The organism is Streptococcus oralis ATCC 35037 (genome assembly GCF_900637025.1).
Lineage (GTDB): Bacteria > Bacillota > Bacilli > Lactobacillales > Streptococcaceae > Streptococcus > Streptococcus oralis.
This window is the reverse complement of record NZ_LR134336.1, coordinates 432,732-457,834: the sequence shown is the minus strand read 5'-3', so window position 1 is coordinate 457,834 and position 25,103 is coordinate 432,732. Positions and strand designations below refer to the sequence as shown.

At 42.3% G+C, this 25,103-nt stretch carries 24 protein-coding genes and 2 pseudogenes; 12 read left to right on the top strand and 14 right to left on the bottom strand.

Annotation, left to right across the window (positions count from 1 at the left end):
• The first annotated feature begins 21 nt into the window (after positions 1 to 21).
• Positions 22 to 1,965: a threonine--tRNA ligase gene (gene thrS, locus EL140_RS02270; protein ID WP_000591023.1), complete on the top strand. Its 1,944-nt coding sequence runs from the start codon at positions 22 to 24 to the stop codon at positions 1,963 to 1,965.
• A 152-nt stretch (positions 1,966 to 2,117) separates the two neighbouring features.
• Here thrS and EL140_RS02265 read toward each other — a convergent pair whose 3' ends face one another.
• The 5 genes and pseudogenes from EL140_RS02265 to EL140_RS02245 form a co-directional block, all read right to left on the bottom strand.
• On the bottom strand, positions 2,118 to 3,167 hold the full coding sequence (locus EL140_RS02265) for a DUF389 domain-containing protein (RefSeq protein WP_000197794.1): 1,050 nt from the start codon (positions 3,165 to 3,167) through the stop codon (positions 2,118 to 2,120).
• Between the two features lie 334 nt (positions 3,168 to 3,501).
• Positions 3,502 to 3,751, bottom strand: a pseudogene (locus EL140_RS02260) (hypothetical protein).
• 55 nt (positions 3,752 to 3,806) lie between these two features.
• Positions 3,807 to 3,905, bottom strand: a pseudogene (locus EL140_RS09805) (peptide ABC transporter); the annotation flags it as partial.
• Between the two features lie 6 nt (positions 3,906 to 3,911).
• Positions 3,912 to 4,886 carry a sensor histidine kinase gene (locus tag EL140_RS02250; protein ID WP_000887984.1) on the bottom strand — a complete coding sequence of 325 codons (975 nt, stop codon included), beginning with the start codon at positions 4,884 to 4,886 and terminating at the stop codon, positions 3,912 to 3,914.
• Positions 4,879 to 5,556: a response regulator transcription factor gene (locus tag EL140_RS02245; RefSeq protein WP_000548982.1), complete on the bottom strand. Its 678-nt coding sequence runs from the start codon at positions 5,554 to 5,556 to the stop codon at positions 4,879 to 4,881. The genes EL140_RS02250 and EL140_RS02245 overlap by 8 nt, the downstream gene beginning before the upstream one ends.
• A gap of 321 nt (positions 5,557 to 5,877) precedes the next feature.
• Between EL140_RS02245 and EL140_RS02240 the strand changes: the two genes are divergently transcribed.
• From EL140_RS02240 to EL140_RS02220, 5 genes are all read left to right on the top strand, one after another.
• A complete protein-coding gene (locus tag EL140_RS02240) occupies positions 5,878 to 6,447 on the top strand; it encodes a TetR/AcrR family transcriptional regulator (RefSeq protein WP_033630807.1) in 570 nt (189 codons plus the stop codon).
• Between the two features lie 85 nt (positions 6,448 to 6,532).
• Positions 6,533 to 7,309 (top strand): ferredoxin reductase domain-containing protein, encoded by a 777-nt coding sequence (locus tag EL140_RS02235; RefSeq protein WP_000820265.1) that lies wholly within the window; start codon positions 6,533 to 6,535, stop codon positions 7,307 to 7,309.
• Between the two features lie 111 nt (positions 7,310 to 7,420).
• Complete coding sequence (locus EL140_RS02230; protein ID WP_001273837.1) at positions 7,421 to 8,494, top strand: DUF2974 domain-containing protein; 1,074 nt, start codon at positions 7,421 to 7,423, stop codon at positions 8,492 to 8,494.
• Positions 8,495 to 8,656: 162 nt separating this feature from the next.
• A complete protein-coding gene (locus EL140_RS02225) occupies positions 8,657 to 9,850 on the top strand; it encodes a ferredoxin reductase family protein (protein ID WP_000838558.1) in 1,194 nt (397 codons plus the stop codon).
• Between the two features lie 101 nt (positions 9,851 to 9,951).
• Positions 9,952 to 10,581, top strand: a complete 630-nt coding sequence (locus EL140_RS02220) for an MBL fold metallo-hydrolase (protein WP_000690823.1) — start codon at positions 9,952 to 9,954, stop codon at positions 10,579 to 10,581.
• A 38-nt stretch (positions 10,582 to 10,619) separates the two neighbouring features.
• Here the strand turns inward: EL140_RS02220 and EL140_RS02215 are convergent, their stop codons facing one another.
• Complete coding sequence (locus EL140_RS02215) at positions 10,620 to 12,512, bottom strand: M13 family metallopeptidase (RefSeq protein ID WP_000199237.1); 1,893 nt, start codon at positions 12,510 to 12,512, stop codon at positions 10,620 to 10,622.
• A 179-nt stretch (positions 12,513 to 12,691) separates the two neighbouring features.
• Between EL140_RS02215 and EL140_RS02210 the strand changes: the two genes are divergently transcribed.
• From EL140_RS02210 to EL140_RS02185, 6 genes are all read left to right on the top strand, one after another.
• On the top strand, positions 12,692 to 13,414 hold the full coding sequence (locus EL140_RS02210; protein WP_000619155.1) for a metal ABC transporter ATP-binding protein: 723 nt from the start codon (positions 12,692 to 12,694) through the stop codon (positions 13,412 to 13,414).
• Positions 13,411 to 14,259: a metal ABC transporter permease gene (locus tag EL140_RS02205; RefSeq protein ID WP_000559772.1), complete on the top strand. Its 849-nt coding sequence runs from the start codon at positions 13,411 to 13,413 to the stop codon at positions 14,257 to 14,259. Before EL140_RS02210 ends, EL140_RS02205 begins: the two co-directional genes overlap by 4 nt.
• 26 nt (positions 14,260 to 14,285) lie before the next feature.
• Entirely contained in the window at positions 14,286 to 15,215 is a 930-nt protein-coding gene (psaA, locus tag EL140_RS02200; protein ID WP_000733080.1) for a metal ABC transporter substrate-binding lipoprotein/adhesin PsaA, read from the top strand.
• A gap of 120 nt (positions 15,216 to 15,335) precedes the next feature.
• Positions 15,336 to 15,830: a thiol peroxidase gene (tpx, locus tag EL140_RS02195; protein WP_000206544.1), complete on the top strand. Its 495-nt coding sequence runs from the start codon at positions 15,336 to 15,338 to the stop codon at positions 15,828 to 15,830.
• Between the two features lie 83 nt (positions 15,831 to 15,913).
• Entirely contained in the window at positions 15,914 to 16,564 is a 651-nt protein-coding gene (locus tag EL140_RS02190; RefSeq protein ID WP_000188544.1) for a metal-dependent transcriptional regulator, read from the top strand.
• 107 nt (positions 16,565 to 16,671) lie between these two features.
• Positions 16,672 to 17,085: a hypothetical protein gene (locus EL140_RS02185; protein ID WP_000732800.1), complete on the top strand. Its 414-nt coding sequence runs from the start codon at positions 16,672 to 16,674 to the stop codon at positions 17,083 to 17,085.
• 30 nt (positions 17,086 to 17,115) lie between these two features.
• Here EL140_RS02185 and dtd read toward each other — a convergent pair whose 3' ends face one another.
• The 8 genes from dtd to EL140_RS02145 form a co-directional block, all read right to left on the bottom strand.
• On the bottom strand, positions 17,116 to 17,559 hold the full coding sequence (gene dtd, locus EL140_RS02180; protein ID WP_000691428.1) for a D-aminoacyl-tRNA deacylase: 444 nt from the start codon (positions 17,557 to 17,559) through the stop codon (positions 17,116 to 17,118).
• A 29-nt stretch (positions 17,560 to 17,588) separates the two neighbouring features.
• Positions 17,589 to 19,805, bottom strand: coding sequence for a RelA/SpoT family protein (locus tag EL140_RS02175; protein ID WP_001123775.1), 2,217 nt, complete (start codon positions 19,803 to 19,805; stop codon positions 17,589 to 17,591).
• Between the two features lie 138 nt (positions 19,806 to 19,943).
• The gene (locus EL140_RS02170) at positions 19,944 to 21,074 is read right to left on the bottom strand and encodes an ABC transporter ATP-binding protein (protein ID WP_000229939.1); all 1,131 of its coding nucleotides are present in this window, start codon (positions 21,072 to 21,074) and stop codon (positions 19,944 to 19,946) included.
• A gap of 113 nt (positions 21,075 to 21,187) precedes the next feature.
• Complete coding sequence (locus tag EL140_RS02165) at positions 21,188 to 22,057, bottom strand: helix-turn-helix domain-containing protein (protein ID WP_000560735.1); 870 nt, start codon at positions 22,055 to 22,057, stop codon at positions 21,188 to 21,190.
• A 3-nt stretch (positions 22,058 to 22,060) separates the two neighbouring features.
• The gene (locus tag EL140_RS02160; RefSeq protein WP_000567909.1) at positions 22,061 to 22,447 is read right to left on the bottom strand and encodes a Mini-ribonuclease 3; all 387 of its coding nucleotides are present in this window, start codon (positions 22,445 to 22,447) and stop codon (positions 22,061 to 22,063) included.
• Positions 22,440 to 23,783: a cysteine--tRNA ligase gene (cysS, locus tag EL140_RS02155; RefSeq protein WP_000591116.1), complete on the bottom strand. Its 1,344-nt coding sequence runs from the start codon at positions 23,781 to 23,783 to the stop codon at positions 22,440 to 22,442. The genes EL140_RS02160 and cysS overlap by 8 nt, the downstream gene beginning before the upstream one ends.
• 17 nt (positions 23,784 to 23,800) lie before the next feature.
• Positions 23,801 to 24,322 carry a dihydrofolate reductase family protein gene (locus EL140_RS02150; protein ID WP_000301981.1) on the bottom strand — a complete coding sequence of 174 codons (522 nt, stop codon included), beginning with the start codon at positions 24,320 to 24,322 and terminating at the stop codon, positions 23,801 to 23,803.
• A gap of 8 nt (positions 24,323 to 24,330) precedes the next feature.
• Entirely contained in the window at positions 24,331 to 25,095 is a 765-nt protein-coding gene (locus EL140_RS02145; RefSeq protein ID WP_000923404.1) for a nucleoside phosphorylase, read from the bottom strand.
• Positions 25,096 to 25,103: the final 8 nt, after the last annotated feature.

Sequence of the window (25,103 nt, the reverse complement as noted above, 5' to 3'; positions counted from 1 at the left end):
TAAATTTTTAAGGAGAAAACCATGATTAAGATTACTTTCCCAGATGGCGCTGTTCGTGAATTCGAATCTGGCGTTACTACTTTTGAAATTGCCCAATCTATCAGCAATTCCCTAGCTAAAAAAGCCTTGGCTGGTAAATTCAACGGCAAACTGATTGATACGACTCGTGCTATCACTGAAGATGGTGCTATTGAAATCGTGACGCCTGATCACGAAGATGCTCTGCCAATCTTGCGCCACTCAGCTGCTCACTTGTTTGCCCAAGCAGCACGTCGCCTCTTCCCAGATATTCATTTGGGAGTCGGTCCAGCTATCGAAGATGGCTTCTACTACGATACAGACAATACTGCTGGTCAAATCTCTAACGAAGACCTTCCTCGTATCGAAGAAGAAATGCAAAAAATCGTTAAAGAAAACTTCCCATCTATTCGTGAAGAAGTGACTAAAGATGAAGCACGTGAAATCTTCAAAAACGACCCTTACAAGTTGGAATTGATTGAAGAACACTCTGAAGACGAGGGTGGTTTGACCATCTACCATCAGGGTGAATACGTGGACCTCTGCCGTGGCCCGCACATCCCTTCAACAGGCCGCATCCAAATCTTCCACCTTCTCCATGTAGCTGGTGCTTACTGGCGTGGAAATAGCGACAACGCTATGATGCAACGGATCTATGGTACAGCCTGGTTCGACAAGAAAGACTTGAAGAACTACCTTCAAATGCGTGAAGAAGCCAAAGAACGTGACCACCGTAAACTTGGTAAAGAGCTTGACCTCTTCATGATTTCTCAAGAAGTCGGACAAGGACTTCCATTCTGGTTGCCAAACGGTGCAACTATCCGTCGTGAATTGGAACGCTACATTGTCGACAAAGAGTTAGCTTCTGGCTATCAACACGTTTACACTCCACCACTTGCTTCTGTAGAGCTATACAAGACTTCTGGTCACTGGGATCACTACCAAGAGGACATGTTCCCAACTATGGATATGGGTGACGGGGAAGAGTTTGTCCTTCGTCCAATGAACTGCCCACACCACATCCAAGTTTTCAAACACCATGTTCACTCCTACCGTGAGTTGCCAATCCGTATCGCTGAAATCGGGATGATGCACCGTTACGAAAAGTCTGGTGCCCTCACTGGTCTTCAACGTGTGCGTGAAATGTCTCTCAACGACGGTCACCTCTTTGTAACTCCTGAACAAATCCAAGAAGAGTTCCAACGTGCCCTTCAGTTGATTATCGATGTTTATGAAGACTTCAACTTGACTGAATACCGCTTCCGTCTCTCTCTACGCGACCCTCAAGATACTCACAAGTACTTTGACAACGATGAAATGTGGGAAAATGCCCAAACCATGCTTCGTGCAGCTCTTGATGAAATGGGTGTGGACTACTTTGAAGCTGAAGGTGAGGCAGCTTTCTACGGACCAAAATTGGATATCCAAGTTAAGACAGCTCTCGGAAAAGAAGAAACCCTCTCTACGATCCAGCTTGACTTCTTGCTTCCAGAACGCTTCGATCTCAAATACATCGGAGCTGATGGTGAAGAACACCGTCCAGTTATGATTCACCGTGGGGTTATCTCCACTATGGAACGCTTCACAGCTATCTTAATTGAGAACTACAAGGGTGCCTTCCCAACATGGCTTGCACCACATCAAGTAACTCTCATCCCCGTTTCTAACGAAAAACACGTAGACTACGCATGGGAAGTTGCTAAGAAACTCCGTGACCGTGGTGTCCGTGCCGACGTAGATGAGCGCAATGAAAAAATGCAATTCAAGATCCGTGCTTCTCAAACCAGCAAGATCCCTTACCAATTGATTGTTGGGGATAAGGAAATGGAAGACGGAACTGTCAACGTTCGTCGCTACGGCCAAAAAGAAACACAAACTGTCTCAGTTGATGACTTTGTTCAAGCTATCCTTGCTGATATCGTCAACAAATCTCGTGTTGAGAAATAAAACGATCACTGTCTGAGAAACATTTTTCAGTAAGAAAAAGCAACAACTGAAATAGTTGTTGCTTTTTTATATTTTATTTAATCTGAGCTAGTAGTGATTGGTCAAACCACCACACAAGATTTGCTTCCATGAGTTAGATAAGGTCAATATCCTCAATCCTTATCTGCCTCATTTTCTTTTACGAGATCTTTTTGTGAATCTTTTTCAGAGAGTTTTTGATCGATATACTTGTTAATGTTTTCGTAAAATTCCTTGGTCATCTCACTATCTAATTTTGGTGAATTATGAACTTGATTGACTTTCAATTGAACAGATTGAATCCCGTAAGAGGCTTGTTTTTGATGGAGCGTTTCTAATTCTTCGTCTGAAATCGGATCTCCAACAACCGTCAAGACCAATTCATTGTTCCTTGACTTGTAGACTTGGTTAATGACCGTGTGATTGGCGAACTCTTTTGCTATAAACTGTTTGATTCCTTCTTTTCGCGCTTGATCTATCGACAGAGTGACTGCTGAATAACTGGCTGGAAGAACCAATAATACAATCAAGGATGTCAAGCTAATTTTCATTTTAATGTTTAACTCTTTAAATGAACTTAAGGGAGATTTTCTCATCAAAATTCTTGTTCCAACAATGTTGGCTAGCATGATAAAGACACAGTTGATCAAGAAAAGATAGAGAGCCCCAAATAAAAATCGTATATTTCCATTAGCTAAACCATAGCCCGCAGTACAGATAGGTGGCATCAAAGCTGTTGCAATGGCTACTCCTGGCACGATATTATTTGCTTCTTTTTTCCTTGACCCAATGACACCTGCTATCCCACCAGCAATAGCAATGAGAACATCCCAAATGGTTGGAGTGGTTCGTGCAATCAACTCGCTACTTGCATAAGATAAGGGAGAAATCCAGAAATACAGAGTCGAGACAAGCAAGCTGACCAATACTTGAGTAAATAAAACCTCTAGAGATTGTTTGATTAAACGGGTATCAAAAATAGCTAAACCAAACCCCAGTCCAACAATCGGTGTCATAAGAGGGGAAATCAACATGGCTCCAATAATGACAGCTGTTGAATTCATATTTAAACCTATAGAGGCAATAAAAATCGCACACATCAAAATCACTATATCTCTTAATCGAACATGAAGATCATCATATAATTTCTCACGGTATTCACGTGTTGAATAATTTCTGGTCATTGGTTACTCCTTTTATTTCATACTAATCTTGTTCCTGCTTGGATGATGGTAGAGAGAGTTCTTTTCAATCTTACATATTTTTAATTCTCACCTGTTATGTTTTTGAAAATTATCTTTTAAGCATCCGTCAGTCTATCCTTAACATTATATCAAAAATTTTACAGTCTTTCTCTTAAGAAATCTATCAATTAAACAGATAGAGAAAGGAAGAAATTTTTGTTTCCTTATAATACGAAAAAGAAAAAAACGGTATCTCCTCTGAAAGAAGATGCCGTTTTAATGATTAAACATGATTGGTGTGTTCGACAATCCATTGCTCCATTTTGATTTGCAATCAGAAGCCATAGATCCCAAACGTGATGATAGTTAGAAGAACCCCCTTGATCCAGTTGCCGAATAGTTGTATTCCAGTCCCGTCAAAGTATAGACGTTGACTATCTACTACCGTGTGTTTGGTTTTCAATTTTGCATCATGCAAACCGCCCAAGGTGTTGCGATCCCCAAGGTAAGCCCGAAAATATGGCTACTAAGATAGAGTATCCAATATAATCTAGGATTCCTCCGTCAAAATAACTTTCTTTCATTTTTGTATCTTTTATTTTTTGACTATATTCTAGTCGTTTCCTAGTGTAATATTTTTTACATCTGGACAATCTTACGGTAACTTCTAAACGTTATCATGAAAATAGAGATATAGACTAGAACAAAAATTCCACAGATGGATAAGGTTATCATCAACTATGCTTACTCAATCATCAGATTCCTATTGGAAAATTTAATGCGTACTGTTGTTCCTGTCCCAACCTCAGACTCGATACGAATTTGATGACCAAGTTCTTCAGAAATTTTCTTGGATAGGTAGAGGCCAAGTCCAGATGATTGCTGGGTCAAACGGCCATTGTAGCCTGAAAACCCACGTTCAAAGACTCGGAGGACATCACTGTTTTTTATCCCAATCCCCGTATCCTCGATACAGAGCTCCTGGCCTTCCATATAAATCTCTAGCCCACCTTCCTTGGTGTACTTGAGACTGTTTGAGAGGATTTGTTCAATGACGACCAACAACCATTTCTTATCGGTCACGATAGTTTTGTCAAGGTCATGAAGATTGACTGTTAGTCCCTTCTGAATAAAGAAAAGAGCGTACTTACGAACCATCTCCTTGACCAAGTTCTCCACTTGAACCTGTTCAAAGACCAAATCATCGTGAAAACTCTCTAAACGCAGGTACTGCAAAACCAGGTTGGTATAGGAGTCAATCTTAAAGATTTCCTGTTCCAGTTGCTGCTTAACCTCCCGATCAGAGACTTCTGCTACCAAAAGACGACTAGCCGCAATGGGGGTCTTGATTTGGTGAACCCACAAGGTGTAGTAGTCAAGCAAATCCGTCAGCTTGCTCTGCGCTTCCGACTTCTTTTGATACAATTCAGACTCACGCTCTTCGAGTTTTTCTGCTAGCGCACATTCCAGAGGAGACTTGGGGTCTCTCTCAGCATAGAGTACTTCCTGCCGGTAAACCTGAGCTTCTGCAAATATATCCCAAGCCAAAAATAAGAAGGTCAAAAAACTACTGAGCAGAAAGAAATAAAGAAAATAAGTTCCTAGACTAGCAAATAAAAACTGAAAGAGAAGGACGAGAAAGCCTAATGAAAAAATATAGGTAAAAACGCGACTGCGAGAACGCAGATAGGCTAGAAAAAATGATTTCCAATCAAGCATGTTTCAGTCCGTATCCTATCCCTTTCTTGGTTTCAATAAAGCCTACTAAGCCTTGCTCCTCCAACTTTTTGCGCAAACGAGCAACGTTGACAGACAAGGTGTTATCATCGATGAAAAAGTCGCTATTCCAGAGTTCCCGCATCAAGTCATCACGCGCTACGATATTGCCAGCATGTTCAAACAGCACCCGCAAAATTTGAAATTCATTCTTGGTCAAACTCAGAACTTCACCCTGATAGTGCAGGTCCATAGACTTGGTATTGAGGATCACACCTGCATACTCTAGCAAACTTTCATCCCGCCCAAACTCATAGGAACGGCGCAACAAGCCCTGAACCTTGGCAAGGAGCACCTGCTGGTCAAAAGGCTTGGTCACAAAGTCGTCCGCTCCCATATTGATCGCCATGACAATATCCATAGCCTGATCTCTCGAAGACAGAAACATGATGGGCACCTTGGAAATTTTACGAATCTCCTGGCACCAGTGATAACCATTAAAAAGAGGCAGACCAATATCCATGAGGACCAGATGAGGCTCCGACTGGACAAATAAACTCAACACTTCCATAAAGTCTTCTACCAAAACAACTTCAAAGCCCCACTCAGAGAGCAGTTTTCCAACTTGTTGTCGAATGACTTGATCATCTTCTACTAGTAAAATCTTGTGCATGCGCTCCTCCTTTGCTATTTCTCAAAGTATCAAAACCCTTCATATCAGATTTACGGATCAGTATCTCATACTGTTTAGCAGCCTATTTCCCAAATCCAGATCAGTAAACAGATGCTATATAGAGAACATTCCCACTGATATCATACCTTATTTTTAACTATAGTTCCAGCCTTATCCTATATTTTCCTTTTTGTGCTCATTTAGTTAGCGTTTCTTTAACTTATTTAATAGATCTAGCCTTCTTATTGACAAGCTAGCCATGATTTGTTAGAATATGAATGAACGAGTAAATTAATTCATTCATGAAACAAAGGAGGTTAAATCATATTGGACAAAAAACAATCTTTAAAGAGAGCAGCCTATGAAGTTTTTTCGAAAAAAGGTTACAAGGCAACAGGAATTTCAGAAATTGCTAGGCAAGCTGGTGTTGCAGTTGGTTCTTTTTATAACTATTACGAGAGTAAAGAAGCCATTTTTCTAGACATCTATATAGATGAAAACAACCGTGTTCGCCAAGCTATGATCGAAGAACTGGATTGGGAAATTGACATGATCGACCTCATTGGTCAACTATTTGCTCAGTCCAGAACTCTCGTTTCTTCCAATAAAATCCTTGCAGAATGGTACAATCCTGCCATCGCAGATGAGTTGCACAGCTACTATTCCTCGGAAGAAGGTAAAGTCGCAAATCCTTTTCATCAGTTTCTAGTTAAAACTTTTACAAATCGTATGCAGGCTGAAGGGTACTCGCCAGAAAAGATTCAAGATATTTTACAGGTTTATAATCTGTTTTACTATATGGATATGCATATCACGGAAAAAGATTTTCCAGATATTGGCAAAACTGTTGAAATACTTGCAACCAACTTCATTAAAGGAGTTCTAAAATAAAGAATGGATTTCTTTATTTTTTGAAAAGATATGAATGAATTTGTTTTTAGTTCATTCATAAAATTGAGAACAGGAGTCATAAAAAATGAAAAGAGGTAAAAAAATGTTTATTATCATTCTATCAACACTTGGAGTCTTAGGCCTTATAACTTGGGGTGCCATCGCTTATTTTGGACGAAGCCAGACATTATCGATAAAATCCATCGAAAACCCCAGCGGAGATTTGTATTTAATTCATATCACAAAGCCGAGTCATCAAACCTGGAAAGCGGGGGCTTATGCTAAGTTTACACTCCCTGATACCTCGTCTACTGCTAAAAAATATGAAGCTAAGGGAGAGCAAACCAGTCGATGGTTAACCATTGCCTCCACACCTGATGAAGATGAAATTCTCATTTTGACTCATAATAGTGGTAGCAACTTTAAGAACACCTTGACACATTTACCATCTGGCAGTGAGATTGAGATGAGTTGGCTGGATTCCTCTTTGACTGTTAAAGATACGAATCAGCCACTAGTTTGCTTTGCATCTGATGTTGGTATTTCTGCTCTACGCCCCCTTATCAAAGAATGGTCTGGTAAAGCTCCAATTATTCTCAACCATTTTGACAAAGGAGTTACTATTTTCGATAATGAGATGAAAGAACTGGCTCAAAAAACACCGAATTTTACTTATAAAACGAGCGATGAACTTTCTCAAAGTCAAGCATTTTTAAAACGTGCTATTGATGAATACGGCAATCAAGCCAGCTATCTCATCACAGGTCAGCCTGATGATGTAAATGAGATGAAGAATTTTTTAAAGGAAAATGGGATTGATAGCAAAAACATACAAGTAAGCTCGTTTAGAGGTTTGAAATAGGAGCAATCTATTTTCTATGTATTTCAATCCAACCCTACTAGGTCATTCGAACAAGCCCACTAGCGAATTCTATGTAAATGTGGTAGGATAAACATAGAGAAAGGAGCTTTTATGGCCAATATTTTTGACTACCTGAATGATGTAGCATACGATTCCTTTTATGATCACCCCGTGAATGAGTTAGACGTTCTTGCCTTGACCGAATTAACCTACCTTGCTTTTGATGATGTAGTTACCCAAGAACCACAGCGTCTCATAGATCTTGCATCTCAAATCCCTAGAGAGATGACTATGCTGACCAATAAGAACCGTCTCCAGTTGTTAGATCAGCTCGCTCAACACAAACGTTTTAAAAATTGCAAGCTCTCAAACTTTATCAATGATATCGATGCTGAATTGCAAAAACAGTTTGCGGCTATGACTTATCGTATCAGTCTCGATACCTATTTGCTTGTTTTTCGTGGAACTGATGATAGTATCATTGGTTGGAAAGAAGATTTCCATATGACCTATATGAAGGAAATCCCAGCTCAAAAACATGCCCTCCAGTATTTAGAGGACTTTTTTGCTCAACATCCTAATCAAAAGGTTACTCTAGCAGGACATTCAAAAGGGGGCAATATAGCTGTCTATGCTGCCAGTCAACTTGATCCAAACTTGCAGAAAAACATTGTCGCTGTCTATACTTTTGATTCCCCTGGGCTTCACAAGGAACTAACCGAAACACCTGGCTATCAAAACATGATGGAAAGAACGAAAGTGTTTATCCCGCAAGGGTCTATCATCGGGATGATGCTGGAAATTCCGGATAAAAAAATCGTCGTTCGAAGCACTGCCTTGGGTGGCCTTGCTCAGCACGACACCTTTAGTTGGCAGGTTGAAGACAAACACTTTGTCCAACTGGACGAGACCAATAGTGACAGCCAGCAAGTCGATACAACCTTCAAGGAATGGGTTGAGACGGTCCCTGATACTGAACTGCAGCTCTACTTTGACCTCTTTTTTGGAATCATTCTCGATGCAGGCATCTCTTCTATCAACGACCTCTCTTCCTTCAAGGTCATTGAACACGTTCACCATCTCTTTGTCCAAGCTCAATCCCTCACTCCCGAAGAAAGAGAAACCATGGGACGACTAACCCAACTCTTGATTGACACCCGCTACCAAGCTTGGAAAAATCGTTAAAATAAGAAAGTCAATGAATCACCGATTCGTTGGCTTTTTTAGAAAAAAGGGTCAGAAAAGTTAGCCTAAATCACAAACCTTGACGACAGATTCTTTTTTTGTTAAAATGTAACAAATTTTATTACATCCAATATAAGATAAATCCATGAAAGGACTTCTACTATGAAATCATTAAAAGGTGTTTTATTTATCGGACTTAGTATGCTTCTGACTATTCTAGCTTGGCTCAGTTCAGGTGCTAGTCAGTTTCTAATCCCTGGTTTAGCTCTCACTACCCTCTCACTTACTTTTATACTAGCTAGCCGTTTACCCTTGCTGGAAGCTTGGTTTAACGGACTTGAAAAGATGTATCTAGCTCATAAATTCACTGCTTTTCTATCCATTCTCCTACTAATCCTACACAACTTTAGCATGGGTGGTCTCTGGGGTTCGCATTTGGCTGCCCAGTTTGGAAATATCGCTATCTATATCTTTATCAGCATTGTTCTGGTTGCCTATCTGGGACAATACATCCAGTATGAAGCATGGAGATGGATTCATCGATTGGTTTATCTAGCCTATATCTTTGGCCTCTTTCATGTTTTGATGATCATGGGAAATCGTCTCCTCTCCTTTAGTTTCCTAGGTCTTATCTTTGGAATCTATGCTATTTTAGGCTTGCTTGCAGGTTTTTATATTATTTTCCTTTATCAAAAGATCGGTTTCACCTATCTTGGAAAAATCGTAGGAATCAAACGCCTCAACCACGACACGACTGAAATTGAAATAGAACTCAGTCATCCTTTCACTTACGAATATGGGCAATTTGCCTTTCTAAAAATTTTTCAAAAAGGTTTTGAGACTGCTCCACACCCTTTCTCCATCTCAGGAGGACAAGGACGAACTCTTTATTTTACGATAAAAAACTCTGGTGACCACACCAAGAATATCTATGACAATCTTCAAGTTGGTAGCAAGGTTGCAGTTGATCGCGCCTATGGGCATATGACTATGGAACACGGTCCAAAGCAGCAAATCTGGATCGCAGGTGGTATTGGAATCACACCTTTCATCTCTTATATCCGAGAGCATCCTATCCTAGACAGGAACGTCCGCTTCTACTATAGTTTCCGTGGAGAGGAAAATGCTGTCTACCTAGATCTACTTCGAGACTACGCCCGTCAAAATGCTAACTTTGATCTGCAACTAGTCGATAGCAATGAAAAAGGATACCTGACTTTGGATCAAGAAGAAATCCCTACCCAGACTACGGTCTATATGTGTGGACCTCTTCCTATGATGAAGGCCCTCGCTAAGCAAATCAAGAAAAAGAATCCCAAAGCAAAACTCATTTACGAAGGTTTCAAGTTTAAATAAGATCGTTGTCCCTCTAACACAAAAGAGGGACTTTCTTTTCACTTTATTTCTCTCTTCTATGCTATACTTAGTTTAGTACATTCTTTGAGATTGGAGCCTTTATGAAAATCCATAAAAACGTGAATCCCGTTGCCTATGAAAACACTTATTATCTAGAAGGGGACCAACACCTGATTGTGGTTGACCCAGGTAGCCATTGGGAAGCCATTCGCAAGACTATTGAGAAAATCAACAAACCCGTCTGCGCGATTCTCCTGACCCACACCCACTACGATCATATTATGAGTCTGGACTTGGTTCGCGAGACTTTTGGAAATCCCCCAGTTTATGTAGCAGAGAGTGAAGCATCTTGGCTTTATACTCCAGTCGATAATCTCTCTGGTCTCCCTCGTCATGATGATATGGCAGATGTGGTCGCAAAACCAGCAGAGCACACCTTTGTCTTTCATGAGGAATACCAGCTTGAGGAATTTCGTTTTACTGTTCTACCAACCCCAGGCCACTCTATTGGCGGTGTTTCCCTGGTCTTTCCTGATGCTCATCTAGTCTTGACGGGAGATGCTCTATTCCGAGAAACCATCGGACGGACAGACCTTCCTACAGGTAGCACGGAACAACTCCTCCATAGCATTCAGACGCAACTCTTTACTCTTCCTAACTACGATGTCTATCCTGGGCATGGTCCAGCTACGACTATCGCTCACGAAAAGACTTTTAATCCCTTTTTCTAGCAAGCAAAAAACCAAGGAAAAAATCCTTGGTTTTTGTCTTACCAAATAATCACACGATCCTCTGGTGAACGCCACATGCCGTCGCCTTCTTTGACATCATAGGTTGTAAAGAAGTCATCGAAGTTAGGTACTTGCACATTGACACGGAGTTTGGCAGGCGCGTGCACATCGACACTGGCCATAAGTTTCATCAACTCAGGACGGCCTTTCATGCGCCAGATACGAGCAAAGTTGTGGAAGAATTCTTCAGCAGAGAAGTCTGGTTCTCTCTTAGCAGCTTCAAGGGCTGCAGCAATTCCTCCCAAGTCGGCAACGTTTTCAGACACGGTTAGTTTCCCATTAATCGTTGCGCCGTAAGATTCTTGTCCATCAAACTGGTCGATAACTTTCTGCGTTTTTTCTTTAAAGGCAGCATAGTCGCTTTCTGTCCACCAATCCTTGAGGCTACCATTTTCATCAAAGGAAGCACCATTTGTGTCAAAGGCATGAGAAATTTCATGAGCAATAACAGCACCAATACCACCGTAGTTGGCAGAAGACGACTGATGCAAGTCATAGAATGGAGCCTGTAAAATGGCCGCTGGGAAGACAATCAAGTTCTTCTGAGGATTGTAGTAGGCATTAACCATGTGAGCTGGCATCCCCCACTCCTTGTAGTCAACCGGTTGGTTCCACTTGCTCCAGCTGTGCTTGATTTCCACACGCGCAAAGGCTAGAGCATTCTCAAAGAGACTGGCAGTTTCATCCACTACTTTGTCCTTGTAGCGTTCTGGCAATTCCTCTGGATAACCGATATAAGGCTTGATGACATTGAGTTTGACAATGGCCTTATCACGCGTTTCAGGAGTGAGCCAGTCATTCTTAGCCAAACGTTCCTTATAAACATCGATCATCGTCGCCACTTTTTTCTCTACGTCTGCCTTAGCTTCTGGAGAGAATTTTTCATGCGCATACCAGAGACCAAGAGCTTGCTTGAAAGGACCTTGGGCCAAGTGATAGGCTGCCTTGACCTTGTCCTGAGCTTCTGGAACACCTGAAAGGGCACGTCCGTAGGCACCTGACAAGACACGAATCACGTCTGTGAGATAGCTTGTTGAGAGATTGACCACACCCAAAATCAAGGTTGCTTTGAGTAGAGGCCACGCTTCATCACTATAAAATTGATCTGCTGCTTGCCAGAAACGTTCCTCGTCTACGATAACCTTATCTGGAGTTTGCCCAAGAACAGCTTGGAAGAAGTCATCCAAAGGTAGGGCAGGGGCGAATTTTTTGAAATCTTCATAGGCATATGGATGGTAGAGTTTGGCATATTCTGAACTTTCTTCGTTTGAAAGAACCACTGCTGCGATACGACGGTCCAATTCCAATCTCTTCTCTAGTAAGTCTTCGATTTCCTCGTCTGAGAAATCGTAAGCTTTGAGAAGATTTGTAGTACTTTCCTTCCAAAGCGTCAAGAGTTCCTCACGCTGAGGATGGTCTTCAGCGTAGTAGGTTGTATCTGGCAAGATTGTTCCTGGTGCACTTGCCCAGAGAACATTGGTTCTGGCATCCATAAAGTCTGGCGATACACCAAATGGAAGGAAGTTTGGTTTACCAGCTAGTTCGAACTCTGCCAGTTTGCTAGTAAAATCTGCAAAGCTCTCCAAATCTTGGTATTCCTTGAGCATTGGCAAAACGGGCTTGATCCCATCTGCTTCTCTCTTGTCAAAATCACGTACCATACGATGGTACTTAACAAAGTTTGCGAGGATGGCATCCTCTGGGACTTCTTCACCTGCCAACCACTTGTCCGTAGTCGCTAGCATCAACTCTTCAATTTCCTCGTCAAGGTCAATAAAACCACCTGTTCGAGATTTGTCAGCTGGAATGACAGCTGTTTTTTCCCATTCGCCATTGATTGCATCATAAAAATCGTCTTGATAACGTGTCATCTTGTTCTCGCTTTCATTTTTTCACTTATTCTTAGCTTAGCAAAAAACACTTGGGAATGCAATTAAAAATGCTTTCTCTTTTTTCTTCATTTTTCAGTTATTATTTTAAATTTTTCAAAAATTAACTTGACTTAATTTTTTTTTTAATGTATATTAAAAGGCAGGAGGAATACAACTGTATGATACGTATCGAAAACCTCAGTGTCTCCTACAAAGAAACGTTGGCACTAAAGGATATTTCACTAGTGCTCCACGGACCAACTATTACCGGAATTATTGGTCCAAACGGTGCTGGAAAATCAACTTTATTAAAAAGTATGTTGGGAATTATCCCACATGAAGGTCAGGCCTTTCTCGATGACAAAGAATTCAAGAAATCGTTACATCGAGTTGCCTATGTCGAGCAAAAGATCCATATCGACTACAATTTCCCTATCAAGGTCAAGGAATGTGTCTCACTGGGACTCTATCCATCCATCCCGCTCTTCCACACTTTAAAGGCCAGCCACTGGAAAAAAGTGGCGGATGCACTTGAAATCGTTGGACTCTCAGACTATGCTGATCGCCAAATCAGTCAGCTCTCAGGCGGACAATTTCAACGTGTGTTGATTGCCCGCTGCTTAGTGCAGGAAGCTGACTACATCTTTTTAGATGAGCCTTTTGTCGGGATTGACTCGATCAGTGAAGAGATTATCATGAATACGCTGAGAGACCTTAAAAAAGCTGGTAAAACAGTTCTCATCGTCCATCATGACCTCAGCAAAGTCCCCCATTATTTCGACCAAGTTTTGCTTCTCAATCGAGAATTAATAGACCTTGGTCCGACTAAAGAAACCTTTACCAAAGCCAATCTTAAGAAGGCCTACGGTAGCAAACTCTTTTTCAATGGAGGTGACCTATGATAGCAGAATTTATCGATGGATTGCAACATTTCCATTTCCTACAAAACGCCTTGATAACAGCTATAGTCATCGGAGTGGTTGCTGGAGCTGTGGGATGTTTTATCATCCTACGTGGGATGTCTCTCATGGGAGATGCTATCTCTCACGCAGTTTTGCCCGGCGTAGCCCTTTCCTTTATCCTGGGAATTGATTTCTTTATTGGAGCCATCATCTTTGGCTTGATGGCCTCCATCATCATTACCTACATCAAGGGGAACTCTATCATCAAGAGTGACACTGCCATTGGTATTACCTTTTCATCTTTCTTAGCCCTAGGTGTCATCTTGATTAGCGTTGCCAAGAGTTCGACAGACCTCTTCCATATCCTTTTCGGGAATATCCTCGCTGTCCAAGACATGGACATGTGGATTACCATTGGTGTGGGGGTAATCATTCTCTTGATTATCGGGATTTTCTTTAAACAACTATTGATTACATCCTTTGACGAGCTCCTGGCTAAAGCCATGGGAATGCCTGTCAATTTCTACCACTATCTGCTCATGGTGCTCTTGACCCTTGTGTCTGTCACCGCCATGCAAAGTGTTGGAACCATTCTTATCGTGGCCATGCTAATCACTCCAGCTGCGACGGCTTACCTTTATGCCAATAGCCTAAAGAGCATGATTTTCCTTTCATCAAGTCTAGGAGCTCTAGCTTCTGTTGTGGGACTCTTTATCGGCTATAGCTTCAATCTCGCAGCAGGATCGAGCATCGTGCTCACATCTGCCAGTTTCTTTCTCATTAGCTTCTTTATCGCTCCAAAACAACGATATTTGAAACTGAAACATAAAAAAATCAATAAATAAGGGGAGACCCTTTCTGGAGGAATCTAATGAAAAAATTAGGTACATTGCTTGTACTCTTTCTTTCCGTCATTGCACTTGTAGCATGTGCTAGCGGAAAAAAAGATGCTACTTCTGGTCAAAAACTAAAAGTTGTTGCTACAAACTCAATCATCGCTGATATTACCAAAAATATCGCTGGCGATAAGATCGATCTTCACAGTATCGTTCCTGTTGGTCAAGACCCACACGAGTACGAACCACTTCCTGAAGACGTAAAGAAAACTTCTGAGGCTGACCTCATTTTCTATAACGGTATCAACCTTGAAACAGGTGGCAATGCTTGGTTTACCAAATTGGTCGAAAATGCCAAGAAAACTGAAAACAAAGACTACTTTGCAGTCAGCGAAGGCGTTGATGTTATCTACCTTGAAGGCCAAAACGAGAAAGGCAAAGAAGACCCACACGCTTGGCTCAACCTTGAAAATGGGATGATTTATGCTAAAAATATCGCTAAACAGCTCATTGCCAAAGATCCTAGCAACAAGGAATTCTACGAAAAAAATCTCAAAGACTATACTGAAAAACTAGACAAACTAGACAAGGAAGCCAAAGAGAAATTTAACAATATCCCTGCTGAAAAGAAACTCATCGTAACCAGCGAAGGATGCTTCAAATACTTCTCTAAAGCCTACGGTGTCCCAAGTGCCTACATCTGGGAAATCAACACGGAAGAAGAAGGTACACCGGAACAAATCAAGACCTTGGTTGAAAAACTTCGCCAAACAAAAGTTCCATCACTCTTTGTTGAATCAAGTGTCGATGACCGTCCAATGAAGACTGTTTCACAAGACACAAACATCCCAATCTACGCACAAATCTTTACTGACTCAATTGCTGAAGAAGGCAAAGAAGGCGACAGCTACTACAGCATGATGAAATACAACCTTGACAAGATTGCTGAAGGTTTGTCTAAGTAATCCATTAAAAACGTCGTTCTCACATGAACAGGCGTTTTTTATCGCTTAATTTCCAGTCAAATCATTGGAAAAATCTGACAATTCTCGGTAAAATAAAAGAAAAAAGAATGGAGTAGTTTCATGACCACTTTTCTCGGAAATCCTGTAACCTTTACAGGTAAACAACTGCAAGTCGGAGACAAGGCACTTGACTTTTCTCTTACGACAACCGATCTCTCTAAAAAAACGCTAGCTGACTTTGAAGGAAAGAAAAAAGTCTTGAGTGTTGTCCCTTCTATCGATACTGGTATCTGCTCAACGCAAACACGTCGATTCAACCAAGAACTAGCTAACCTCGACAATACCGTCGTTCTTACTGTTTCTATGGACCTACCATTTGCCCAAGGACGCTGGTGCGGGGCTGAAGGCCTTGACAATGCCATCATGCTATCAGACTATTTTGACCATTCTTTCGGGCGCGATTATGCCCTCTTGATTAACGAATGGCATCTCCTTGCACGTGCCGTTTTTGTTCTCGACACTGATAATGTCATCCGTTACGTAGAATACGTTGATAACATCAACACGGAACCAGACTTTGAAGCTGCTATTGCTGCAGTGAAAGAACTGGACTAAAATCAAAGCCATTAGGGCAGAAGGCTAGAGAAATCTAGCTTTTTTTGATATACTAGATGGAGAGAAAAGACAAGAGGAAACGAATGACGCCAAATAAAGAAGACTACCTAAAATGTATTTATGAAATCGGTACGGAGATGCAAAAAATCACCAACAAAGAAATTGCTGCCCGTATGCAAGTCTCTCCACCTGCCGTAACAGAGATGATCAAACGCATGAAAAGTGAAAATCTCATCCTCAAGGACAAGGAGAATGGCTATCTATTGACAGATATTGGGCTCAAACTAGTCTCCGAGCTCTATCGCAAACACCGGTTGATTGAGGTCTTTCTGGTTCACCATCTCGACTATACCAGTGACCAGATCCACGAGGAAGCTGAGGTCCTAGAGCACACTGTATCTGACCTCTTCGTAGAGAGACTGGATAAACTCCTGGGCTTCCCTCAAACCTGCCCCCACGGAGGAACCATCCCAGCCAAGGGAGAGCTCTTGGTTGAAATCAACAACCTACCTTTAGCAGATACCAAAGAAGCTGGAACCTATCTCCTGACTCGGGTTCACGATAGCTTTAATCTGCTCAAATACTTAGAAAAGCATGAAATTCATATCGGTGACCAAGTCAAAGTCAAGCAGTTTGATAATTTTTCCAATACCTTTACACTGGTCAACAAAGGTGAAGACCTCCAAGTTAGCATCGATATCGCCAAACAACTCTATGTCGAAAAAATCAACTAAGCCCTTATTCCTAAAAGAAATTCCTTTCAGGGATTTTTTATTATTTTGCTTGTAAGTCCGATTCATTTGGTGTAGAATGAAGGTAGATAAAAGAGGGAGGTCATCTTATGAAAAAACTCTTTAGACTACACTTCGCAGCCATTGCAGTCAGCGATTTGCTACTATTAGCAATTTTTATCTCCAAAACCGATCTCTCTGTAGACTGGCTCCTGCTGTCTGGTTTTATTTTCATCCTTGCTCAAGGACTACTGCTATTTCGCTTGGTCAACCGACTCAAAAAACATTTCTCTGAGATTTATCCTCAAATCAATAAAAAGTTTCGCTTCTACTATTTAGGGGTGCTCATTAGCGATTTTCTATTATTTGTCCTTTTAGCCTTCACTAGTTCTCAGCGATTTTCATCTCTTATGCCAATCGTCACTGGTTGTCATTCTACTTTATATTATCTGACGGCTAGCCACCTAAGAGAAAACTATCCAGACTTTTACGACAAACACATCTCCTTCTGGGAGTGTCTATAAATAAAAACCAAGCCGACTGGCTTGGTTTTCTTATCTATTTTTAGTATCAAGAATGATGGTAACTGGCCCATCATTGACCAGCTCCACCTGCATATCCGCTCCAAAGATGCCTGTCTGAACAGGTACTTCCTGTGCTAGCTTTTGATTGAGAGCATCATAGAAATCTGATGCCATATCCGGCTTGGCTGCACCTGTAAAGGCGGGACGATTGCCTTTCTTGGTATCCGCAAAGAGGGTAAACTGGGAAATAGAAAGGATTTCCCCCTTGATATCCTTGACAGATAGGTTCATCTTGCCTTCTTCGTCTGAAAAAATCCGCATATTGACAAGCTTTCTCACAGCATAGTCCAGATCTTCCTCTTGGTCCTCTGGGCCAACACCAACCAGTAATAAGAGACCCTGATTAATTTTTCCCCTCACCTGACCTCCGATACTCACTTGGGCTTTCTTGACTCGTTGAATGATGATTTTCATAATAGCCTTTCTAGTAACTGAAGGGAGAATTAGCCGTTGGTCCGTTTGACGGAGTAAACCTCTGGCACACTCTTTATCTTGTCCACGACTGTGGTCAGTGTAGAGAGGTTGGAAATACCAAAGGAGACATGGATATTGGCAAATTTCATATCCTTAGTTGGCTGAGCATTAACGGTTGAGATATTCTTAGTTGTGTTGGAGAGAACTTGCAGAACATCATTTAAGAGCCCTGTACGGTTGAGACCATAGATATCAATGTGGGCAGTGTATTCCTTGCTTGAGAATTGATCTTCCCATTCCACATCAAGGAGACGTTGCTCATAGTTTTCTTGGGCACGGAGATTCATACAGTCCACACGGTGAATAGCTACACCGCGTCCCTTAGTGATGTAGCCGACTATGTCGTCACCCGGCACTGGATTGCAACACTTGGCAATCCGAACTAGGAGACCTGAAGCCCCTTCAATGACCACACCACCCTCATGCTTAACCTTGAGGGTTTCTTTGTTTTCGACCTTAACTTCGCCACCTTTGACAAGCTCTTCTGCTTCCGCCTTGGCCTTGGCACGCTCTTCCTCACGGCGTTCCTTTTCGGTCAAACGGTTAAAGACGGTAATAGCGCCAATTTCTCCAAAACCAATGGCTGCGTAGAGAGCCTCCTCTGTCTTGTAGCTGGTCTTTTGAAGAACCTCATCCATATGGCGCTTGTCCATGAATTTATTGGCTACATAGCCGTTTTCTTGGAACTGGGCCATCAACATCTCACGGCCCTTGTTAACGGATAATTCCTTGTCTTGATTTTTAAAGAACTGACGAATCTTGTTGCGTGCCTTGCTAGTCTTGACCATGTTGAGCCAGTCACGACTCGGACCAAAGGAGTTGGGGTTGGTGATAATTTCAACCTGATCCCCTGTCTTGAGCTTGGTTGTCAGTGGAACCATACGGCCATTGACCTTGGCACCAGTCGCTTTTTCACCGACTTTGGTGTGGATTTCATAGGCAAAGTCAATCGGTCCTGAATCTTTTGGAAGGGAGCGAACCGCACCATCTGGAGTAAAGACGTAAATCTCCTCCGCCAGATAGTTTTCTTTAACAGAGTCCACAAATTCCTTGGCATCATCAGCCTGGTCTTGGAGCTCCATCATCTCCTTGATCCAGTTCATCCCAATAGCAGATTCCTTGCTGTTGACCTGCCCTTTAATACCTTTCTTATAAGCCCAGTGAGCCGCAACCCCGTACTCAGCCACTTCGTGCATTTCTTTAGTACGAATCTGGAATTCAATCGGCCCTTTTGGCCCATAAACAGTTGTATGGATAGACTGGTAACCATTGGCCTTACGATTGGCGATATAGTCTTTGAAGCGGCCTGGCATAGGTTTCCAAAGTTCATGCACATAACCCAGCATAGCATAAACATCACTCTGGGTATCTAAGATACAGCGAATGGCAATCAGGTCATAAATTTCCTCAAAGCGTTTCTTCTTATCCTGCATCTTGCGGTAGATCGAATAGATATGCTTAGGACGACCATAGATTTTCCCTTTGAGATTGCGTTCGGTAGCATAGTCCTCCAACTTGGTTACGACTTCGTCGACCAGAGCCTCACGTTCTCTGCGTTTTTCCTTCATCATGTGGGTGATCTTGTAAAACTCAGTTGGATTGAGATAACGGAAAGATAGATCTTCCAACTCCCACTTGACACTGGAAATCCCTAGACGATGAGCAAGTGGTGCGTAAATTTCCATGGTTTCTCTGGAGATCCGTTCCTGCTTGTCCTTTCGCAGGTGTTTGAGAGTCCGCATATTATGCAAACGGTCCGATAATTTAACCAAGATAACACGGATATCCTCTGACATGGCCATAAGCATCTTGCGGTGATTTTCAGCCAATTGTTCCTCGAGTGATTTGTACTCAACCTTACCAAGCTTGGTCACCCCATCAACGATAATCCGAACATCATGACCGAACTCTCTCTCCAAATCATCCAGTGTCGCATCTGTGTCTTCAACCACGTCATGCAAAAAACCACAGGCAACGGTTACGGCATCCAGCTTGAGCTTAGCCAGAATGCCTGCTACCTGAATGGGGTGGATAATATAGGGCTCGCCTGATTTCCGAAACTGCCCACTATGACAATCAACTGCGTAAATCAATGCTTTTTGTACAAAAGCAACGTCTTCCTTTGTTAAATATTCTTTCGTTAAAGCGACTACCTGATCGCCCGTCAAATTCACTTCTTTCGGCATCTATACTCTCCAATTCTTCCTACCATTTTATCACTTTTTTAAGGATATGAAAACTAGAAAAGCCTGTTTTTATGCCAATACCAATCATTAAAAAAACACTGCCAGATTTCTCTAGCAGTGTTTTGACATTTCATTTGTTTAGTAGACTGTTTTTTCAGTTTCTACGTCGAAGAAGTGTGCTTTGTTCAAGTCAAATCCAAGTTCAACTGTTGCACCTGTTTGCAAGTAGTCACGAGCATCCACTTTTGCAACAAATTCGTCTTTACCAACTTGGCAGTAAAGGTGAGATTCTGAACCAAGCAATTCTGATACTGAGATAGTAGCTTTGACAACTGATTCTGGGAATGTTTCAAGGAAAGCAGGTTCTGCGTTCACATCTTCTGGACGGATACCGAAGATCAATTCTTTTCCTTCGTAGCCTTTGTCACGAAGAACTTTCAAAGCACCTTCTGGCACTTTCAAGCGGAAACCGTCAGAAACAATTTCGCTACCAATCAATTTCACATTGATGAAGTTCATAGCTGGGCTTCCGATAAATCCTGCTACAAATTTGTTAACTGGATTTTTGTAAACTTCTTGAGGGGTACCGATTTGTTCAACACGTCCGATAGTACCTGTACCAGCAGGGTTCTTAGTAGCTGACATGATAACGATACGGTCTGCCAATGTCATCGCTTCTGTTTGGTCGTGGGTTACGTAGATGGTTGTAGCACCGATACGACGGTGGATCTTGGCAATTTCAGCACGCATAGATACACGAAGTTTGGCATCCAAGTTTGACAAAGGCTCGTCCATCAAGAACACTTTTGCATCACGGACAATCGCACGACCCATGGCAACACGTTGACGTTGACCACCTGAAAGGTCAGCTGGTTTACGATCCAAAAATTCTTTCAAGCCAAGGATTGCTGCAGCTTCTTGTACACGTTTGTCGATGTCTTCTTTGCTGTATTTACGTAATTTCAAACCGAAAGCCATGTTGTCATATACAGTCATGTGTGGGTAAAGAGCGTAGTTTTGGAATACCATGGCGATGTCACGGTCTTTTGGAGCTACGTCGTTGACAACCACACCATCTATAGATGCAGTACCTTCAGTAATGTCTTCAAGACCAGCAATCATACGAAGAGTTGTTGATTTACCACATCCTGAAGGACCTACGAAAACGATAAATTCTTTGTCTTTGATGTCCAAGTTGAAGTCTTCAACTGAATAGTGTTCGCTGTTTGGATATTTTTTGTAAATGTTTTTAAGATTTAATTCTACCATCGAGGTGAACTCCTTTTGTATTTTGATAGTTTTATTATAGATGAAAACGCTTTACTTTTCTATGGCAAAGTGACCAAAAAAATAAAAAAGTTCTGTGCAACTTGCACAAAACTTTAAAGAATATCTGGTAAAATCAACTGATAACACAAGGTAAGATCCGTTAACTCCTTCAACTGAAGCCCTGTCAATTCTTCCCATCTATCAATCTTGTATTGGAGAGAGTTGCGATGTAGATAGAGTTGCTGGGCTGTTTTAGTTAGGACAGCACTATTTTCCCAGAGAGAAAGGATAATTTCCTGAATCTGATCCTGATCCAAAATCATCTGGTGCAGACATTCTTTAATGACTCTCAGGTCCACAATCCTTTCTCCCATACTCCAAAGATAGAGTTGTGAAAAGGTGTGTACACCTTGGTGACCCTGACGCCACCAAGTCTTAAACAAATCTCGCTCCGTTTTGATTAGGTCTGATAGGGCTTGAGAGCCTGTCTGAAACCACACCTGCCCCAACATGATAGACAGACGAAGGCCAAAGTCATACTCAACCGCTTCAATCGTATCAGATAAGATTGAGCGAACAGAGGTGTACTTATCTTGTTGAAGCACAAACACATAATCCTGAGCCCCGACCTGTAACACTGTTTGGCAGTTGGGAAAGAGAGTTTGCATCATATCCAACCAAGAGGCTAGATTTTCCTGTTGGTAATAAGACAGATGGCAATAAACCAGCTGAATTTTTTTAAATGCTTGCGGTGCCTGCCCCTTCCCCTCAATCAGATAGGGATACCAAGGATTGAGCGAACGAGCCTGCTCCTGCTGGGTCAAAAGGGCAACCAACTGCTTTTCACGCTCGCTGAGCCCAGCTTCCTCCAGTAGAATCCACTGCTGAGAAGCTAAAGGGAGAGTAAGATAGCCTGGTTTCTCAATCGGCTGATCTGAAATCTGAGCTTCAGGAAACCAGTCCTGTAATTCCTTTGCAATCATATTCTAGCCCTCCACTTTTTGGATGCACCAAGAAATTATAGTCTCTAGACGCTCCAGATTTTCAGTCAGATGGAGATAGCCCATCACTGCTTCAAAACCTGTAGACATGCGGTAAGTCACCACATCAGCATTTTTAGCCTTTGTGTGGCTATTGGTATTGCGACCACGTTTGTAGATTTCTTCTTCTTTTTCCGTCAGGACTTGCTCTTCCAACATGAGGGCAATCAAGCGAGCCTGAGCCTTGGCTGACACATACTTAGTCGCCTCTTGGTGGAGTTTATTGGGTTTGGTCATTCCTTTAAGGATGAGATGGCGACGGATATACATGGAGTAAACTGCATCTCCCTCAAAAGCTAGCGCAATCCCGTTAATGAGATTGACATCAATCACGAGTCCACCTCACTCCATCCTTGGTGTCAAGGAGCTTAATTCCTTGAGCCGCTAATTGATCACGGATTTGGTCTGCTGTCGCAAAGTCACGATTAGCACGCGCTTCTTGACGTTTTTGGATTAAGGCTTCAATGTCTGCATCCAAAACTTCCTCAACAAAGACAATCCCAAAGACCTCCAACATAGCCGCAAGAGCTTCCTTAACACTTGCATCATAGTTTCCTGAGTTGATCCATTTGGCCATTTCAAAGACAACTGTAATACCATTTGCGGAGTTGAAATCCTCATCCATAGCGGCAACAAACTTATCTTTAAAAGCCTGTAACTCTTGAGCATCTACAGTCCCAGAAAATGGTTGCTCATAAGTGTTTTTTAGATACTTAAGATTGGTCTCGGCATCACGCACTGCTTTTTCCGTAAAGTTGATAGGTTTACGGTAATGCTGAGTGGCAAAGAAGAAACGCAACACTTGCCCATCAAGAGTTTTAAGGGCATCGTGTACGGTTATAAAGTTGCCCAAGGACTTAGACATCTTGACATTGTCGATATTGACAAAGCCATTATGCATCCAGTAGTTAGCAAAAGTCTTGCCTGTTTTTGCTTCTGACTGGGCAATTTCGTTGGTATGGTGAGGAAACTCCAAATCAGCTCCACCACCGTGGATATCAATGGTATCTCCCAAAATCTCTGTCGACATGACTGAACATTCAATATGCCAACCCGGACGACCAGGTCCCCAAGGACTGTCCCAAGAAATCTCGCCTGGTTTTGCAGCTTTCCAAAGGGCAAAGTCTACAGGATTTTCCTTGCGAGCCGTTTCTTCATCGGTACGACCTGAAGCACCCAGCTCCAAATCTTCCAAGGTTTTATTGGCCAACTTAGCATAGTTGTGAGATTTTTCCACGCGGAAGTAAACATCTCCTTGACTCTCGTAGGCAAAGCCTTTTTCAACCAAGTCAGTGACAAAACGAATGATGTCAGCCATAAACTCTACTACACGCGGATGGCGAGTCGCAGGTTTCACGCCTAAGGCTGTCACATCCTCACGAAAGGCAGCGATGTACTTGTCCGCAACCTCCAGAGGCGTGATACCTTCTTCCTTGGCACGGTTGATAATCTTATCGTCTACATCTGTAAAGTTGGAAATATAGGCAACTTCGTAGCCACGGTATTCGAAATAACGACGAATGGTATCAAAGGATACTGTCGAGCGGGCATTCCCCACGTGGATATAGTTATAAACTGTTGGCCCACAGACATACATCTTTACCTTACCGTCCTCAATAGGTACAAATTCTCGCAAATCACGAGACATGGTGTCATAAATTTTAATCATGCGGTCCACTCCCTTCTCTATTTCTGACTTTTTCGGCTGAAAACCAGCTCTGCAAAAGGGCCAAATTGTCTGAGGCTATCCAGTTGGTAAAAGCGCTGCCCTTCCTCTTGGGTAAAGAGGGGAACCCCCTTTCCTAGGATAAGGGGCGCTATCTGAATAATGAGGTGATCGAAAAGATCCGCATCCAAGAGCGGTCCTACCAAGGAATTACCACCAATCACAAAGACATTTTTGCCTTTGTCAATCTGGCGAACAAAGTCCACCACATCCCCAGCTACTGGCTGGTAATTGCTGACAGGCAGATGCCTATCATGCGTAAAGACATAATTTTCCGTAGCTTGATAAAAACTTTCTACATCTTGTAAATCTTGGATTTCCTCAAAGGTCCGCTTGCCCATGATGGTGATATCCATTTGTCTGTAAAAGTCATCATAGCCTGTATCCTCTACAGAACCAAGCTGATGCAGCCAGTCTATCCTGTGCTGGCTGTCTGCCAAGTAGCCATCCATGGTGATACAGCCGTAAAAATATACTGCCATTCTTGTAGTTACCTTTCTAGTTCCTTTGCTATTGTCAAAGCGATATTGAAAAAAGTCATGGCATCAGCTGTCCGCTCTTCATGGCGGGCATCCCAGGTTCTGTTATGATGATCCACATAGTCAGCTGTGTAGAAGAACTGATAGACTTTACTCTTGCGAAATTGACTCCAAGCCATGATAGCTGAAGCTTCCATGTCCACCACTTGAGCTCCAGCAGCCAAGCGACGTTTGACCTTATCAGGCGTTTCTCGATAAAAGGCATCAGTCGTCCAAGACTTGGTGCGGATATGTTCGATATTGTGCTTGTCAAAGATGGCTTCCAGCTCGATCAGCAGAGACTCGTCATAGGCGACTTCATCACCCGGTGGGGCATAGTGATAGCTAGTTCCTTCATCTCGCAATGCTGCCGCAGGTAGGATAATTTTATCCGCCTCAATTGAGCGGTCCAAAACGCCACAGGAACCTAAAATGATAAAATTTTTGAAGCCTCTGGCCGCCAACTCCTCCAGCTGGCCGACTATCATGGGAGCCCCAATTGGAGCCAACATAACTGCTAGCTTGCTAGGTCCTTGGCCATAAATATACCATGGATGATGGCCGTTTATGCTTTTCAAATAGCCTCCCGGATAGACATCTTCTGACTCAATCAAACGTTTCAGAATTTCGCCATTAAAGGACAGAATGATGGTTTCGCATACCTCTCCCTTGTCATGGACTGGCTTTTCAGTTGGCTCAATAACTGCTGCTACATCTTCAAATTCCTCTAATAGCATAACTTCTC